Origin of the sequence: Leptospira weilii serovar Ranarum str. ICFT (assembly GCF_000332415.1) — a bacterium.
Classification (GTDB): domain Bacteria; phylum Spirochaetota; class Leptospiria; order Leptospirales; family Leptospiraceae; genus Leptospira; species Leptospira weilii_A.
In genome coordinates this window covers 275001-288771 of the sequence record NZ_AOHC02000012.1, presented here as the reverse complement: position 1 = coordinate 288771, position 13771 = coordinate 275001, and the positions used below count along the sequence as shown (strand labels likewise).

General features: G+C 42.2%; 15 protein-coding genes (1 of these 15 running past the window's edge). 11 read left to right on the top strand and 4 right to left on the bottom strand.

Annotated features, from left to right (window positions below):
- Window positions 1-28: 28 nt before the first annotated feature.
- Entirely contained in the window at window positions 29-1105 is a 1077-nt protein-coding gene (locus tag LEP1GSC060_RS02485) for an NAD-dependent epimerase/dehydratase family protein (RefSeq protein ID WP_002995526.1), read from the top strand.
- Between the two features lie 500 nt (window positions 1106-1605).
- Here the strand turns inward: LEP1GSC060_RS02485 and LEP1GSC060_RS02480 are convergent, their stop codons facing one another.
- The gene (locus LEP1GSC060_RS02480; RefSeq protein WP_002994823.1) at window positions 1606-2700 is read right to left on the bottom strand and encodes an SH3 domain-containing protein; all 1095 of its coding nucleotides are present in this window, start codon (window positions 2698-2700) and stop codon (window positions 1606-1608) included.
- Window positions 2701-3251: 551 nt separating this feature from the next.
- Between LEP1GSC060_RS02480 and LEP1GSC060_RS02475 the strand changes: the two genes are divergently transcribed.
- Complete coding sequence (locus LEP1GSC060_RS02475) at window positions 3252-3815, top strand: tetratricopeptide repeat protein (RefSeq protein WP_036095225.1); 564 nt, start codon at window positions 3252-3254, stop codon at window positions 3813-3815.
- 62 nt (window positions 3816-3877) lie between these two features.
- Here LEP1GSC060_RS02475 and LEP1GSC060_RS02470 read toward each other — a convergent pair whose 3' ends face one another.
- Window positions 3878-4966, bottom strand: a complete 1089-nt coding sequence (locus LEP1GSC060_RS02470; RefSeq protein WP_002995258.1) for a PAS domain-containing sensor histidine kinase — start codon at window positions 4964-4966, stop codon at window positions 3878-3880.
- Window positions 4967-5411: 445 nt separating this feature from the next.
- Here LEP1GSC060_RS02470 and LEP1GSC060_RS02460 point away from each other — a divergent pair, with 445 nt between their 5' ends.
- The 9 genes from LEP1GSC060_RS02460 to LEP1GSC060_RS02420 all read left to right on the top strand — a co-directional run bounded on the left by LEP1GSC060_RS02460 (window position 5412) and on the right by LEP1GSC060_RS02420 (window position 12234).
- Window positions 5412-6737 (top strand): phosphoinositide-specific phospholipase C-related protein, encoded by a 1326-nt coding sequence (locus tag LEP1GSC060_RS02460; RefSeq protein ID WP_002995367.1) that lies wholly within the window; start codon window positions 5412-5414, stop codon window positions 6735-6737.
- 402 nt (window positions 6738-7139) lie between these two features.
- Window positions 7140-7823: a response regulator gene (locus LEP1GSC060_RS02455; RefSeq protein WP_036095224.1), complete on the top strand. Its 684-nt coding sequence runs from the start codon at window positions 7140-7142 to the stop codon at window positions 7821-7823.
- A gap of 59 nt (window positions 7824-7882) precedes the next feature.
- Window positions 7883-8320, top strand: coding sequence for a Spy/CpxP family protein refolding chaperone (locus LEP1GSC060_RS02450; RefSeq protein WP_002995038.1), 438 nt, complete (start codon window positions 7883-7885; stop codon window positions 8318-8320).
- A complete protein-coding gene (locus LEP1GSC060_RS02445) occupies window positions 8310-8855 on the top strand; it encodes an RNA polymerase sigma factor (RefSeq protein ID WP_002995507.1) in 546 nt (181 codons plus the stop codon). Before LEP1GSC060_RS02450 ends, LEP1GSC060_RS02445 begins: the two co-directional genes overlap by 11 nt.
- A complete protein-coding gene (locus LEP1GSC060_RS02440) occupies window positions 8845-9105 on the top strand; it encodes a hypothetical protein (RefSeq protein ID WP_002995405.1) in 261 nt (86 codons plus the stop codon). The genes LEP1GSC060_RS02445 and LEP1GSC060_RS02440 overlap by 11 nt, the downstream gene beginning before the upstream one ends.
- A gap of 229 nt (window positions 9106-9334) precedes the next feature.
- The gene (locus LEP1GSC060_RS02435; protein ID WP_002995147.1) at window positions 9335-10228 is read left to right on the top strand and encodes a YHYH protein; all 894 of its coding nucleotides are present in this window, start codon (window positions 9335-9337) and stop codon (window positions 10226-10228) included.
- Window positions 10215-10769, top strand: coding sequence for a toxin-antitoxin system YwqK family antitoxin (locus tag LEP1GSC060_RS02430; RefSeq protein ID WP_036095223.1), 555 nt, complete (start codon window positions 10215-10217; stop codon window positions 10767-10769). Before LEP1GSC060_RS02435 ends, LEP1GSC060_RS02430 begins: the two co-directional genes overlap by 14 nt.
- Before the next feature lie 183 nt (window positions 10770-10952).
- A complete protein-coding gene (locus tag LEP1GSC060_RS02425) occupies window positions 10953-11663 on the top strand; it encodes an SCO family protein (protein ID WP_036095158.1) in 711 nt (236 codons plus the stop codon).
- A gap of 217 nt (window positions 11664-11880) precedes the next feature.
- The gene (locus LEP1GSC060_RS02420; protein WP_002995292.1) at window positions 11881-12234 is read left to right on the top strand and encodes a single-stranded DNA-binding protein; all 354 of its coding nucleotides are present in this window, start codon (window positions 11881-11883) and stop codon (window positions 12232-12234) included.
- Window positions 12235-12508: 274 nt separating this feature from the next.
- On the opposite strand, the gene LEP1GSC060_RS02415 is transcribed toward LEP1GSC060_RS02420, so the two are convergent.
- On the bottom strand, window positions 12509-13297 hold the full coding sequence (locus tag LEP1GSC060_RS02415; RefSeq protein WP_230458292.1) for a bile acid:sodium symporter family protein: 789 nt from the start codon (window positions 13295-13297) through the stop codon (window positions 12509-12511).
- 238 nt (window positions 13298-13535) lie between these two features.
- Window positions 13536-13771, bottom strand: the 3' portion of a protein-coding gene (locus LEP1GSC060_RS02410; RefSeq protein ID WP_002995229.1) for an LIC10486 family protein. 835 nt of this gene lie beyond the right edge of the window; 236 of the gene's 1071 nt are visible here — the last part of the coding sequence; its start codon lies off the right edge, out of view; its stop codon occupies window positions 13536-13538.

Genomic DNA, 13771 nt, shown 5'->3' with positions numbered 1-13771 from the left:
AATGATTTAATTTTTTTTGGAGAAAATTATGAAGGAAATCGACCGTTCTAAACCGGCTCTCGTAACGGGAGGCGCGGGTTATATCGCTTCCTGGATCGTTCAATATCTGTTGGAAGACGGCATCTCCGTACGAGCCACCGTGAGAAACAAATCGGATTCTAAAAAGATATCTCATCTTCTCGAACTTTCCGAACGTTATCCCGGAAAATTGGAACTTTACGAAGCGGATCTTTTAAAGAAGGATTCCTTTTTGAATGCGATTCAAGATAAGGGAGGAGTGGAATTGATTCTTCATACCGCTTCTCCGTTTTTTATAGACGGGATCAAAGATCCCGGAAAGGAGCTTGTCGAACCGGCGGTTTTCGGAACCAAGAACGTTTTGGAAGCGGCAAACGCAAGTCCTTCCGTAAAAAGGATCGTTTTGACTTCGAGTGTTGCCGCGGTTATGGGAGATAACGTGGACGCTCTTTCCGTACCGAATTGTCGTTTTTCCGAAGAACATTGGAACACTACAAGCAGTTTGAAACACCAGCCGTATCCTTATTCCAAAACTCTTGCGGAAAAAGAAGCGTGGAAGATCGCGGACGCCCAAGTTCGATGGGATCTGATTACGATCAATCCTTCCTTTGTGATGGGACCTTCCGTTTCGGAGAGGGCGGACGGAACGAGTATGAACTTTATGCTTTCTATGATTAACGGAAAGTTCGCTCCCGGAGTCCCGGATATGATGATCGGTTTTGTGGATGTTAGAGACGTAGCAAAGGCTCATATACTCGCGGGTTTTACTCCCTCCGCAAAAGGACGTCATATCGTTTCGGCGGTTACTCTGAAATTTTTGGATGCGGCAAAAATCATTCGAGAGAAATACGGAAATCGTTTTCCCGTTCCGAAAAGTTCCCTTCCTAAACTTTTAACGTATCTGATCGGTCCTTTTTTCGGTTTGTCTTGGCCGTATATTTCGCGTAACGTTGGAATTTCTTTCGAACTCGATCATTCTTATAGCAAGAAGGATTTGAATGTGAACTACAGGCCGATATCCGAAACTTTTGTCGACCATGTCGAACAGATCCTTTCCTCCAAAACGCTTTTGAAAAAAGGCGCATAAGGAAAATATAAATTAAAAAAATTGAATGCGAATTGCTCTCCGGCTTTTGGGGCAGGCTCAAAGTTTTAATTCGGCCTAAGAAAGTTTGGGTGAATCCATTCCCGGCGCTGCGATCCATAGAGCGCGGCGCCGTTCGGGTTTTGGGGCTGGACCGCGCTTGAACTAAAGTGTTGCTGCCTAAACTCAATCTCGCTTCCTGGTGCTGCGACCCATCGGGAGCAGTGCCACTTTCGTTACCCAAGTCGTTCGGAACTCAATCTCACTTCCTAAGGGTCGTTCGATAGGTCGTTCGAGGTTTAACTCAATCTCACTCCCTATGGGTCGTTCTGCGGATCGCAACATATAATCGCTTTCGCATTGGTTATACCGAGTTCACGTTAATTTTCGCTTGGATCCACAAAATCGAAGAACCCTTCGGAAAACGAAATACTTTCGTCGTACCAATTTGCCGATCTCGTTTCGATCGTTTTGGCATCGGTTACACGGAACTCACGTCGGGTTTAACAAGCGTCCCCGCCCGCCAAAAACATGGATTCCAATCGACCGTTTTTGATTTTCACGAATTCGTTTATATATCCGTCGTAACCGTTGTGATGTAGAATAAGAATCGGAACTCCGTTTTCATCCAGATCAAAGGCGCCTAAAAAATGATATTTTCCGCCGTAAACCGCTTGTTCGTTCATAAGAACATCAAATTTTTCGAATATATTTCCTCCCAATTCCCCGTTATCAAATTCATAAATCGCCGCGTAATAGGATTTTTCCTCCGGCTCGACTCTGATCGCGTATCGAATAAAAAGATAATTTTTTTCCGGAGATTGGATCGTATATAAATCCTCTCGTTTTAAAAATTTCAATTCCTGTTGCCGAGGATGTTCTTTCTTAAAAACGGAATTTACGGAAGCGTCCAGTAATCGGGAAATTTTCTCGGAAGGAACGTAACGATCCGATCGAACCTTCTCTCCGATTTTGGAGCCGTAGATCGCAAAAATCGAATTCCGAAGAGTATTAATTTTTTTGAATGCGAATAAACTTCCATTGACGACTCCGAATTCCTGACAACCGCCGGTTACTTTTTTTTGGGGAGAGAATTCTCCGGCTTTATCGTTTCCTTCATACGCCGCGATTTTTTCCTGTGTTTGGATCATTTTCTTTTCCAGAAAATAGGTTTCCGTCGAGTGATCGTTTGCGGATAACCATCGGTTTTGAATTCGAATCGCTAAGGAACGGAACCAAGACCCTTCCGTATGGGAGGATATGGAACCGAAAAGTTTTGCGTTTTCAAGATCCGCCGGTCGCGTTTTGCTCAAGAATTCGGAAGATACAAATCCTTGGGAACCCGATTTGGCGGTTATCTCCGGCCAGTCGGAGTTTTCGGCGCCTTCTTTGAGCGTAACGCTTTCTCCTTTTTCCAGTTGGAATATTACTTTTCCGTGGATCGGTTTTTCTCTTACGTTCAACTTTCCGTCCCCAATAAGAACGTATCGTATATTTTGTTTTTCTTCGGCTTGAAGAAAACCGGAAATGAAACCGAGAAGAATAAGGCAGATCGTTCCGGAGTTTTTAATTCGAGAGAATATTGGAATTTTTTTCATGTTCGTTATTTTTCCCGTATCGGATTAAAAAAGACGCGACTTTTTCTGTCGATCGTTTTTCCCCGCTCCAAAGCCAAATAACGTTTCCTATTTTTGAGATGAATTTACTTTAAGGAAATATTATAAAATGAAACTATAAACTTGATAATGTCCGTCAATCCGTACTTTGAGCGGAAGTTTTACCAAACGGATCGTGTTTTTGGGTTTATAACTTGTCCCAAAACCGTCCGATTTTATCGGAATGGCCGCGAATCTCTGCGATTGTTTTAAGTTTTGGGACAGGCTCTAAACTTAACGATAACTGCGTAAAAATCCGTCGGTTTTGGGAACGGCTCTTGCTATAACTTCTCTTTAACGTTTAAACTTTTTAAATCGAAAAAATCCTTTACAACTTTGAAAGTTTATGTCCCCCATTACGGCCGGTTCTATTTTTAAATTTCAATGAGAATGAGTTTTGAAAGAATTGATTTTATGAATCGTTTTTTCGAAAATAGAATTGGAAACCAAAGTTCGCTCGAATTGTTGGTTAAATAGGAAGATTAAAACCGATGATGAATCAAAAATCGTTAATTATTTTTTTTGCGATCGTTTTCGCAATTTCCACAAATTCTTTTGGAGACTCCTTACCGAAGATGGAAGAACAATCAAAAGCATTCGAACTCAATCAACAAGGTGTCGCCTTGTTGGGTAAAGGCGATCCGATTCAGGCTCGTTCCTTTTTTGAAAAGGCAGTTAAACTACACCCGCAATCCCCGGAATACGTGAATAACGTCGGTGTAACTTACTTGAACGAAGGTAAATTGGATCAAGCGATCGTTTATTTTGCCAAAGCTGCGGAAAGAGATCCGAACTATGCGAGAGCTTTTTACAATCTCGGCGTAGCTTATCAAAAACAACAGAACAACGAAAAGGCCGTTCAAAATTATCTTAAGACGGTCGGGATCGATAAATCCGTTGCGGAAGTGTATTTCAATTTAGGAATCGTTTATACTCGTATGGGAAATAAAAAACAGGCGATTGATAGTTATCAGAAGTTTATCGATATCGCTCCTCCTGAATATGAAAAACCCAAGAAGGACGCTAAGTCTAAAATCGAAGAATTAAAAAAGGGATGAATTTTATTTACAGCGAGTCCCATAGGAGGAAACGTTGTGTTGATTTTTTTGGGGACAGGTTCTTATAATTCAAAAACCAAACTCGCACAAGTTCCTTTGTGTTTTTCGCTTTTCAAACGAAATTCCGCATCGACCAACCGAGCGAAGTCTCTACAAAGTTTGATTCCGAGTCCGGAGCCGTTTTCGTTGAGGGTTCCGATGGAAGAGTGGAACTCTTTGGAAAAAACTTTCTCCAATTCCTCGGCGAACATTCCTATACCTTCGTCGGTCACGGAAACGTGCTGACGATTCGAAAACGTTTTCCCTCTTAGGAAAACGTTTCCGCCGGGGTTCGAGAACTTCAGAGCATTTACGAATAAGTTCCTAACGATCACTTTGAAAATATTCATATCGCTGAATATCATAATATTCTCATCAAAATCCACATAAACTCGAAGGCATTTGAGTCGGATATAGTCATCGTAGAACCTCGTTAATTCTTTCATGATCGGCGCCGGATTGAAGGAAATCTTATTCACTATGATACATTTGGAATTCGTTTTCACCCAATCCAACGTGTTGTCTATCAAATCAATCGTAAGATGGGTTTGAACGTTCAGTTTTGAAAGATGATAATAAAGTTCGGCGGCGGGAATTTCCTCGTTTTTGAACAAGGAGATCAGGGAAACGATTTGTATCAAAGGCGATCTTAAGTCGTGTGCGAGAATGGAGAGCAATTGGGACTTTGCGGAGTTGTTGCAAGTTAATTCTAAGTTCAATACTTCCAGTTCGTGTATGTCCTGAAACACGAACACGTTTAATTCTCCGAATTCCGATCTTTGCAATTGGAACCATCTTTCTCCGTTCGATTTGGTTCTGATTTTTGTTTTGATTACGGAGATGTGATCGCCTTTTTTTTCGTCGATTTTTGTCGGCCAATCCGATTTGATTTCGTTTCTATAATATTCGTCCGGATAGGCTTGCATAAACCAATCTTCTAAGGTGGGAATTTCCTCGACTTTGTAACCGATGATTTCCCTAAAACTTCGATTGAGATAAAGAGTTTGCAACTCCGTTCCTTGTATCTTCGAGAGCCATATCGGACACGGAATCAATTCCACAAAACGAATTTTATCTCCGATATTCTCTAAGGTTTCCTGAATCAATTCCATCTTTTAAAATTCCGTATCGGACCAGCGAGGGTTCTTTGAATTTTTCTAATATAATAAAATATTCAATGAAATATTTTATGAGGATGATCCTCAAATAAAAAATTCATTTGCGAAAATAAAATCGATTTGTGCCGCGTCGATACGAATACTCAAAGGATATATTTTAAGATCGAGCTTGGAATCGTTATAAGTCGGGCGCGTGTTTGTTTTTTTATCCCTTAGGAAATGTATTATATAAATTGAATGTATTTTTAAGATCCGAATCGGAGCGGTTTTATTTTTTAAGAATCGCAAAAGCCGCAAGTTCCGTGAAAATTCACTCGTTATCGTTTTAAAAAAACTTTGTAAGTTATATATAAGCGGTTTTTGATTTTCCTCGTTAGTATTTCCCTTAGTGAAATTTTCTCCTTTGGAGAAATGTAAAAACATAAAAGAGGTGAAAAGTATGAGGAAAATTTTAACGATTTTTATCGGTTCTTTTTTATTGGGAACCGTGGGAAGCCTTTATGCACATCGCGGCGTCGTGGTGAATAATCCGGTCGACGTGATCGATCCGATAGACGATTTCGAAAAATCTTTCGAGAATAAGGTTCTTTCCATTCAAAGAAAAACCCAAATGGACATGAACGTGGAGGCGCCTCGAGCTCTTTTTTACGGAACTCACAATTCTTACAACAGTAAGGCATACAATGGATCTTCTACCGGTTATGTAAATCCGGATCAGAAATATTCCATTACGGACCAACTGCGTTTAGGCGCCCGTTATCTTGAATTGGAAGTCCACTGGACCGTCGGAAAGTCGGGTCGTAAAGAACTTCTTCTTTGTCGCGGAGACAAGAAACATTTAGGTTGTAACCCGTCCGATCGTCCTCTTACAAAAGGATTGATAGAAATTCTATCATGGATTACCGCGTTAGAACATCGTAACGAAATTCTGCTGGTTCGTATAAAAGATAATTTAGACGGACATTATGGCGAGGCTTTTAAAACTGTGGATGAATATCTGGGTCCGTGGTTGTATCAGTATTCGAGTGCATGTTCGACTCAGATTACCGATTACAATTCGATGCCTAAGTTGAGAGATATGGTCATGGCAGGTCGGAGAATTCTTCTTGTCAGCGACAGTTGTCGGGAAGGCGATCCGTATTGGAGTCGTTACTTTAAATTGAATTTTTTCCTGACGAGTCGTCCAAAGGATTTTCCCGGTTATCCCGATTGTAAATATCCTCGATCCGCTTATGACAAGACGATGGTTTATCTCTATAATACTGCGAAAACTATGTTGAGCGCATTCAATGGAAGGAAGGACGACGTATTTACGGACGAAGGGATTCAATCCATGTTGGCCTGTGAAGTAAACGTTTTCGGAATCAATGAGTACGATTCGCATTTTGCAAAACAAGCAATCTGGTCTTGGGACGTGAAGAATCGTCAACCAAGTTCGGGGAACAACGAACGTTGTGCGGTCCTTTGGAACAACGATCGATGGCACAATCGTAACTGCGCTGAAAAGTATCGATTTGCATGTAAGGATGAAAAGTCAGGAACATGGTCCGTAACTTCCGGCGGCGGTTCTTGGGCTGATGGAAAGACTCAATGTAATTCCGAAACAGGCGGTCGTTCTAAATTTTCCGCTCCTCGCTCTTCCTATGAAAATAAGAAACTCTCGGAGGCTAAAAAATCCGTCGGTGCGGAAAGCCTTTGGATCAATCTGACCGATCAAATGGAGAAAGGCAATTGGGTTCCGGGCGACGGCGATAAACGAAAGTAAATCTTTTCAATAAGAATTTGGCGGATGAGAGTCCGCTTTTTTTATCTTCTTAGGCTGTTCCGGACTTTTTACATTCTGTTTATAAGGAATCGTTAATGTGACTTGATCGAGATTTCATTTTATGCCGTTTTATTTTTTTACATCATAATATTATAAAATATTTTTTCTGGTCCTACTACTCATAACTATATAATCAAGTTGTTGAAAAATTAATTCCCCATCCGTTTTTGCTTCATTGAAATGGGGATGGAAGCGGCTTGTTAGTCTTGAACGATGGAATTTTTTCAACAACTCTAATGGTCGTTTTTGTTTTTCGGAAAAAAGACGTCCGCCTATCCTAAAAAAATTGCCAGAAAAACGCGACAAGATAGAAATGTGATCTTCGGATTTCGAGGAGATCTTATGAAAGTGGCGCCGACTTATTTTATCTTATTGGCCGAGGACGACGAAAGCAATGCGGAACTTCTAATCCGTCATTTAGAAAGATATAATTTCGACGTGGATCACGTCGTGGACGGAGTCGCCGCAGAAATCAAATTGAGAAAAATGCGTTATGATCTCATTTTAACGGACAATCGGATGCCGAAACTCAGCGGCCTTGATCTTTTGGAAAGAATTCCGGAAATGAATCGACCGACTCCGATCATACTCTTAACCGTAAGCAACGAAAAAGATACGATCATCCAAGCGGCTCAGAACAAAAAGTTAGCGGCTTATCTTTTAAAACCGATCGATACTCAGGTGTTGATCGAAAAAATCTGTCAGGCATTGGGTATCAGGCCGGATGTTTTAATCGATAAGAGAGAATATCCGTTCGAAATTCTGCCTCTTACTCATACGGAAAAAGGAGTCGGAGTCGGGATCGAACTCAAAGGATGTCCTTACGGTAAGAGTTTGGAAAAACTCGTTCAGGAAATTTCCTTCTTTTTAAAGGAACTTCCCGCTCTTAGAAGTATTTTGATCAAAGTGAATCCCGAATTTTTTTATTTTAAAAACGGAGGACAACTCCTTTATTCTCTGAAGGATCGTTTGGCGCTCAAATACGAAATCGATAAAGAAGACATTACCGTTCAAACGGAACACTAAAAAAAACGGAACCCGGTTTGAGTCCCTCGGTCAGAGTTTTAGAAAGAGGGAGGAATCCAATGAAAGGATTTTTTAAAGTTTCCGGTCTGGTTCTTTTAGCCGTCGCCTTGTTCGCAGGCGGATGTAGATATCATAAGTCTCCTGAAAAAAGAGCGGAGTTCATCGTTAAGAAAATTACTTCGGAATTGGATCTGAACGATTCTCAGAAGAAAGAACTCTATCGTATTAAAGACGAGATATTGTCTAAGAGAAAGGAGCTCAAGTTACAAGGACCTAGAATTCCGACGGACGCGCTTGCCGAGTTTCGTCAACCGAGTTTGGACGAGAAAAAAATCAATAAGGCGTTCGAACTGGAAATGAATAAGATGACCGAGATGAGAACTTTTATGACGAAAAAAGCGATCGAGTTTCACGCGATTCTCAATCCGGAACAAAGAAACAAATTGGTGGATTTAATCACGGAGTTTCAACAGAAACACCGCCATCATGATGACTGAATCCGAATTTACGGAAATCGTAAGTTCCACTCGGGACACCGTCCTCTCTGCGATAGAAAAAAATCTCGCAGAGAGGTTTTCTTATGCCATCGACGACGTGGCTCAAGAAACCTATTTTCGCGCGTACAAAGCCCTCAAAAAAGATCAGTTTCGCAAGGAATCAAAACTGAGCACGTGGTTGTACGTGATCGCCAGAAACGAATCCCTGAGAATGAACGATAAACTGAGAAGAGAAGAGGAACGCGCGGAGAAGTTGGTCAATTCCAAAAAAGAGGACGACTTCCTCGCGGCTCGTTCCGACTCGAACGGAAATTCGAGAGGGAACTCTCAGGAAATGATCGGAACGTTACGTTCGCTCTTAGTCAAGATCCCCGATAAATACCGAAAGGTTCTCGAGTTTTATCTTGCCGGATATTCGGAAAAACAAATCGCCGAGACGTTGGGAGTAAAACGGGGAACGGTTAAGTCGAGAGCGGCCAGAGGGAAGGAAATGATGAAACGAGTTGGAGTTAAGGAAAAATTTTATGAGGAATGATCGTACTTCTCCGATGAAAGGGGAAATCCTGAAAAGAAAAAAAGATCGGGATTGGGTTCGAAATATATCTTCGAACGTAATTCGAAGGGACGAAAAAGAGATCAGAAACAAACGTATGTTAGGTGCGTTTTTCGTTATGTTTTTGGGGCTCTGTGTTTACGCAGGTTTTTGGTTTCAGGATTCGGATTCGGATCCGGACCTTTTGAGTATCGGAGTTTTTGAGGAACTGGAAAACGCCCTTGATAAGTAGGATAGATTCCTGCATACAAGACGTTCCCGATTTTTCTCCCACGCTTTCGCTTTTCTCTTTATGAAAAAAATCGATACGGTTTGCGGCTTCGTTCTGGGAAAAGAAAAAATTGTTCTAAACGATTTGTAAAATCGGGTATTTTAGTTCTTTATCTTATACTCAAGTGGTGTAAAATAGGCGCCCTTAAGTCCCGGCTTCGGACATTTCGAAGACAATTCTAGGAGAAAATATGATTCAAAGATCGATTCTAATATTTGTGGTATTTCTTTCCTTTGTCCTTTGTAAAAAGGATTCCAACAACGACGACCTTACGGTTGCGGCTTTGGCCGCGCTCGCCGGGGGCGGATATTGCAACGGAAGTGCGGTTAACACCGGAGTCACGGTATCCAAAGGCACCGCGACCTTGGACGCTTCCTCCGGTTGTGTAACCGGCGTGACAACTTGTATGGATTCGTCGCTTCCGTCCTGGATCAAGGATAACTTTAAATGTTCCGTCGCTTACGTATCCGGCTCCAGTTACGTATTCAAATCTCAGAATATTCCAAATACGAAAAGTTATTACTACGGTTCCACTTCCCCCTTGTTTGAAGCGCTACCGGCCGGAAATATGTCCGCCGGGAATAATTCGGTTTCGAGCCAAAAGTTGGTTTATACGATTCCTTCCACTCCTTCGAAAGGTTCCGGAACCGTAGGAACTCAAGGAGGTCTTGTTGCCATCGGAATCACGGTGAACGGGCTGGCGATTTTTAACAATGCCGCAAATCCTCCCGACACTTTGGCGGTTGAGGCTCAGACGTTCGATAACTTCGGAGGTCATCCTCAAAATACGGGCGTTTACCATCACCACGCCGCGGTTACGAAGGTGAGTAATAACGACGCGAATCTGATCGGTGTGATTTTGGACGGTTACGCGATTTACGGTAAAAAATGCGATAACGGAACGGCGGCGACCGGCGACGATTTTACGCCCGCGGATTTGGACGCTTTACACGGTCATACAAAGGCCACGATTCATTTTTCGACTCCGACATATCACTATCACTTTGCGGCGGACGCAACGGCGGGAATCGATACATTGATGGGTTCCTTCTTTTACGGCGTTGTGGGAAGTGTTTCGAACTGAATCGTTTCCGAGTTTATTCGTACTCTTGACGGTCGTTTTTTTAATCGGCTGTCGAGAGACGATCGAACATACCGATCCGAATCTGCGAATGGTTCAGGGTCGGATTTATTATCAAGGGAAACTTTTCACCGGATTTATCAAAACGGAAATACCCGCGCTGGAAGAAATTGAAACGGTTCAATTTAAGAACGGTTTGGAGGACGGTGAAACGATTTCGAGAAACAAAAGCGGTCGGCTTTTGGAAAGAAGATATTTTAAGGAAGGTTTGAAGGAGGGAATACACCGATCTTGGTTTCCGAACGGGAACAACCGATTGTATGCCGAATTTCGTTCCGGAAGATACGTAAACGATCGTTGGGAATGGCACGATAACAATAGACCTTTTATCTACGAAAAATTCGACGAGAACGGAAAGTTGCTCGTTTCGAAAAAATGGAATCGAAACGGACAAATTTATATGAATACGGTCATCGCCAACGACGGAAGTTCTCTCGGTTTGCCGGGAAGCAAAGTTTGCGAACCGATCCGAACGGCGGATTGATAGGTTTCAAACGTCGAGTGAATCGGTTAAAGATCTTAGGAGGGGGAAGAGTCCCCCTGAGCGGAGCCAAGGTCTCCGCTCACCCCCTCTCCGGGGTATTCTTTCGTAAACTCCCCGGACCAATCTCTCAGGTCCATAGCGAGCGATATTTTTGTGCGATACGGATCAATTGATAAGTTATTTATGAAATTTATATATTTTATTTTTATAATGTTATTGGTTTCCTGCGAGGAGCCGAAGGAAAAATTCCATTCCGAACTGACGTATTTTTCCTCTCCTAAGGCGGGGGTCCTTCCTTATTTCAAAAGCGAAACGATGGATCCTTATTGGCCGGAAGAGGACGGGAAATTGCCGGAGGATCTTAGGAAAGTTCCGGGTTTTTCCCTTCTTTCTCACGAGAATAGGGAATTTAACAACCGCGATCTGAGAGATAAATATACGTTAGTCACGTTCTTTTACGCGAAGTGTAAGGGAATTTGTCCGATGATTACCAGGAATATGATGAATTTCTTACCTAAGATCGAGGATCAAACCGATCTTCAGATCGTATCGATTTCCGTAAATCCGGAGATCGATACGGTCGAGATTCTGAATCGATTTAGAAATCAATATAAAATAACTCGAAACAACTGGATCTTTCTCACGGGTTCCAAAAAGACGATTTACGCGATCGCCAGGAATCAATTCGGCGCGGATATAAAGGTGATCCAAGGAAAGGACGATCTAAACGATTTTGTTCATACTGAAAATGTGTATCTTATCGATAAAAGATATTATTTACGCGGAGTGTATCGAGCCAAAGGTTCCGGAGATTTGGAAAGATTGAGGATCGAATTAAACACTTTGAGAAAAGAAGACGGAAAAAATCTTTCCTTTTCGGCTAACGGATCTTAAACCATTTGTTTCCTGCGATCGTCGTTTCGTATTCGATTTCATACTTTGTAAATCCGAACTTTGCGGGAATGAACTCGCATTAAAACGGAAAATAATTTCGATTTTCCAAAAAACCCGATTCTACTAAAAAAAATCCAAAATCACGCTCCGTTCGATTCCGATCGGGAACCGCTTTCGGTGAGGAAGAAAATTTTCCTCGTAACAGGAGTATAAAACAATGAAAAACTTAGCGCATATCATTTTGGACGGAAATCTCACCGCCGATCCGGAAATCAAAACCTTAAACAGCGGTAAGAGTGTCGCCACTTTCACTCTGGCGGTTAATCACGACTATAAATCCACGCCGGAGGAGCCGGGTGAGGTTTCCTTTGTCGAGATCGAATTGTGGGATCGTCAAGCCGTGAACGCACACGAATATCTCAAGAAAGGAAAAAAGGCGACCGTGATCGGAGAACTTCGTCAGGATCGATGGAAGGCGCAGGACGGAAGTAATCGGAGTAAACTGAAAGTGATCGGACAGACGGTTCGGTACGACGGTTTACCGGGGAGAAGGGAAAGAGAAGCGGCTTAAGAATTTTATGGGCGAGCGCCGAGAGGCGCTCGCTTTAGTTCCACGCCGACAATGCGTTTACTTTAGTTCCACCGAAAAATTCTCTTCTGGATCTTGAAAGATACATTCGATAAATAGAATGTATCTTCGAGAGTCCTTTAGGTGGAATATCCGTTAACTATATAATAAAGTACATATTATTTTGCATTGAAACGGTATTTTGCAATAAAAATGAACGGTACTCGATTTTATAGAGATCGGTAACCGGAAGATCGTTTGTTTTTGATTCGTCGATTTATGAAACCGAAATATTCTTCCAACGTCTCCAAAATAAAGAGGCCGGGAACGCGATCAAATACATAACAAATCCGTAAAGTAAGATCGTGATTAATACCTTGGGGTCTCCGGATTGTTCCTGGGCGAGTAAAAGTGCAAGGGAAAGATTTCGAATTCCGCTCACAACGCCTATACTTCTTCTATCGCCCGGTTTTTCCCGGAAGAGATAAAGTCCGATCGTAAAAGAAACTCCGATCAAAAGAAAAAGTACGATCCAAATGAGAAATCCGAACTCTAAAATTTCTCTCCAATATTTAAGACCGAGATAAAAGATCGAAAATCCCAGAGATATATTACTGATTCTTAATAAACTTGGACGGATCCTTAAGGAGAATTTTTCGTGTTTTTTTCGGAGCCAAAGTCCGGTTCCCAGCGGTAATCCGAAAAAACAAAGTCCGATTGCAAGTAGTTTGGGAAATGTGGAAAACGCTCGTTCGAGTTCCGCGAATGAATTTTCTGAATGTAACGTTAGAAGTAAAGGCGCGGTAAACAAACTCGTAAAATTCAAAAGACCGAGTAAAACCGCGCCGGTTGCGGGTGTACCTCTTGCTTTGAGTATAAAAAGTCCTGCGGATGCTCCGCCACCCGAGCAGGCGCAGAGAAAAATTCCGAGACTGATCGCGGAAGAAATTTCGAAAATCCTACAGAGTAAAAATGCAATTCCCGGAAAAAAAGTCAAATTGAGCAGGCAAACTCCGAGTCCGGTAAACGCGGTTTTCGAGATTGAATTCGATGATGCCGGTACCAATTCCAATCCGAGAGAACTCATCGAGGATAGGGCCAATAGGATTAGGGCGACTTCTAACATGGATTTTATTTTAGGTTTCAGGATTTTACACCTGCCTAGGAGTTCCTAGATTTTAAGAACGGGCTCAAGTGCAACAGTAGTCTTTACTTTGTGACACGGAAAAGATCCGAGTTTACAGTTTCCACGGAAAACGCAGGTGTTCCCGCATAATCTAAGGATCGTTCGGTGGGACGCGTTTCTATTTCATAACCAGAAAAACCAACAAACCGACAACGATCACCACACCGGCAACGATAATGATTCCCAGAGAACCGCTTCCGGAGTCCGATTTAGGTGCGGGAACCGAACTTGGAGTTTTACTTTTAACTTTTGCAAGTCGAACGGGACGTTCTTCGAAAGCTTGCAAAAGAACGCCGGAAGGTCCTTTTGCAAAGATATGATATTCTCCCTTTCCGGTAGCGATTCCGATAAATT

Excerpts from the sequence above, each read along its gene's own strand:
- LEP1GSC060_RS02485 (WP_002995526.1), top strand. The coding sequence starts at position 29 with ATGAAGGAAATCGACCGTTCTAAACCGGCTCTCGTAACGGGAGGCGCG.
- LEP1GSC060_RS02480 (WP_002994823.1), bottom strand. The coding sequence starts at position 2,700 with ATGAAAAAAATTCCAATATTCTCTCGAATTAAAAACTCCGGAACGATC.
- LEP1GSC060_RS02475 (WP_036095225.1), top strand. The coding sequence starts at position 3,252 with ATGAATCAAAAATCGTTAATTATTTTTTTTGCGATCGTTTTCGCAATT.
- LEP1GSC060_RS02470 (WP_002995258.1), bottom strand. The coding sequence starts at position 4,966 with ATGGAATTGATTCAGGAAACCTTAGAGAATATCGGAGATAAAATTCGT.
- LEP1GSC060_RS02460 (WP_002995367.1), top strand. The coding sequence starts at position 5,412 with ATGAGGAAAATTTTAACGATTTTTATCGGTTCTTTTTTATTGGGAACC.
- LEP1GSC060_RS02455 (WP_036095224.1), top strand. The coding sequence starts at position 7,140 with ATGAAAGTGGCGCCGACTTATTTTATCTTATTGGCCGAGGACGACGAA.
- LEP1GSC060_RS02450 (WP_002995038.1), top strand. The coding sequence starts at position 7,883 with ATGAAAGGATTTTTTAAAGTTTCCGGTCTGGTTCTTTTAGCCGTCGCC.
- LEP1GSC060_RS02445 (WP_002995507.1), top strand. The coding sequence starts at position 8,310 with ATGATGACTGAATCCGAATTTACGGAAATCGTAAGTTCCACTCGGGAC.
- LEP1GSC060_RS02440 (WP_002995405.1), top strand. The coding sequence starts at position 8,845 with ATGAGGAATGATCGTACTTCTCCGATGAAAGGGGAAATCCTGAAAAGA.
- LEP1GSC060_RS02435 (WP_002995147.1), top strand. The coding sequence starts at position 9,335 with ATGATTCAAAGATCGATTCTAATATTTGTGGTATTTCTTTCCTTTGTC.
- LEP1GSC060_RS02425 (WP_036095158.1), top strand. The coding sequence starts at position 10,953 with ATGAAATTTATATATTTTATTTTTATAATGTTATTGGTTTCCTGCGAG.
- LEP1GSC060_RS02420 (WP_002995292.1), top strand. The coding sequence starts at position 11,881 with ATGAAAAACTTAGCGCATATCATTTTGGACGGAAATCTCACCGCCGAT.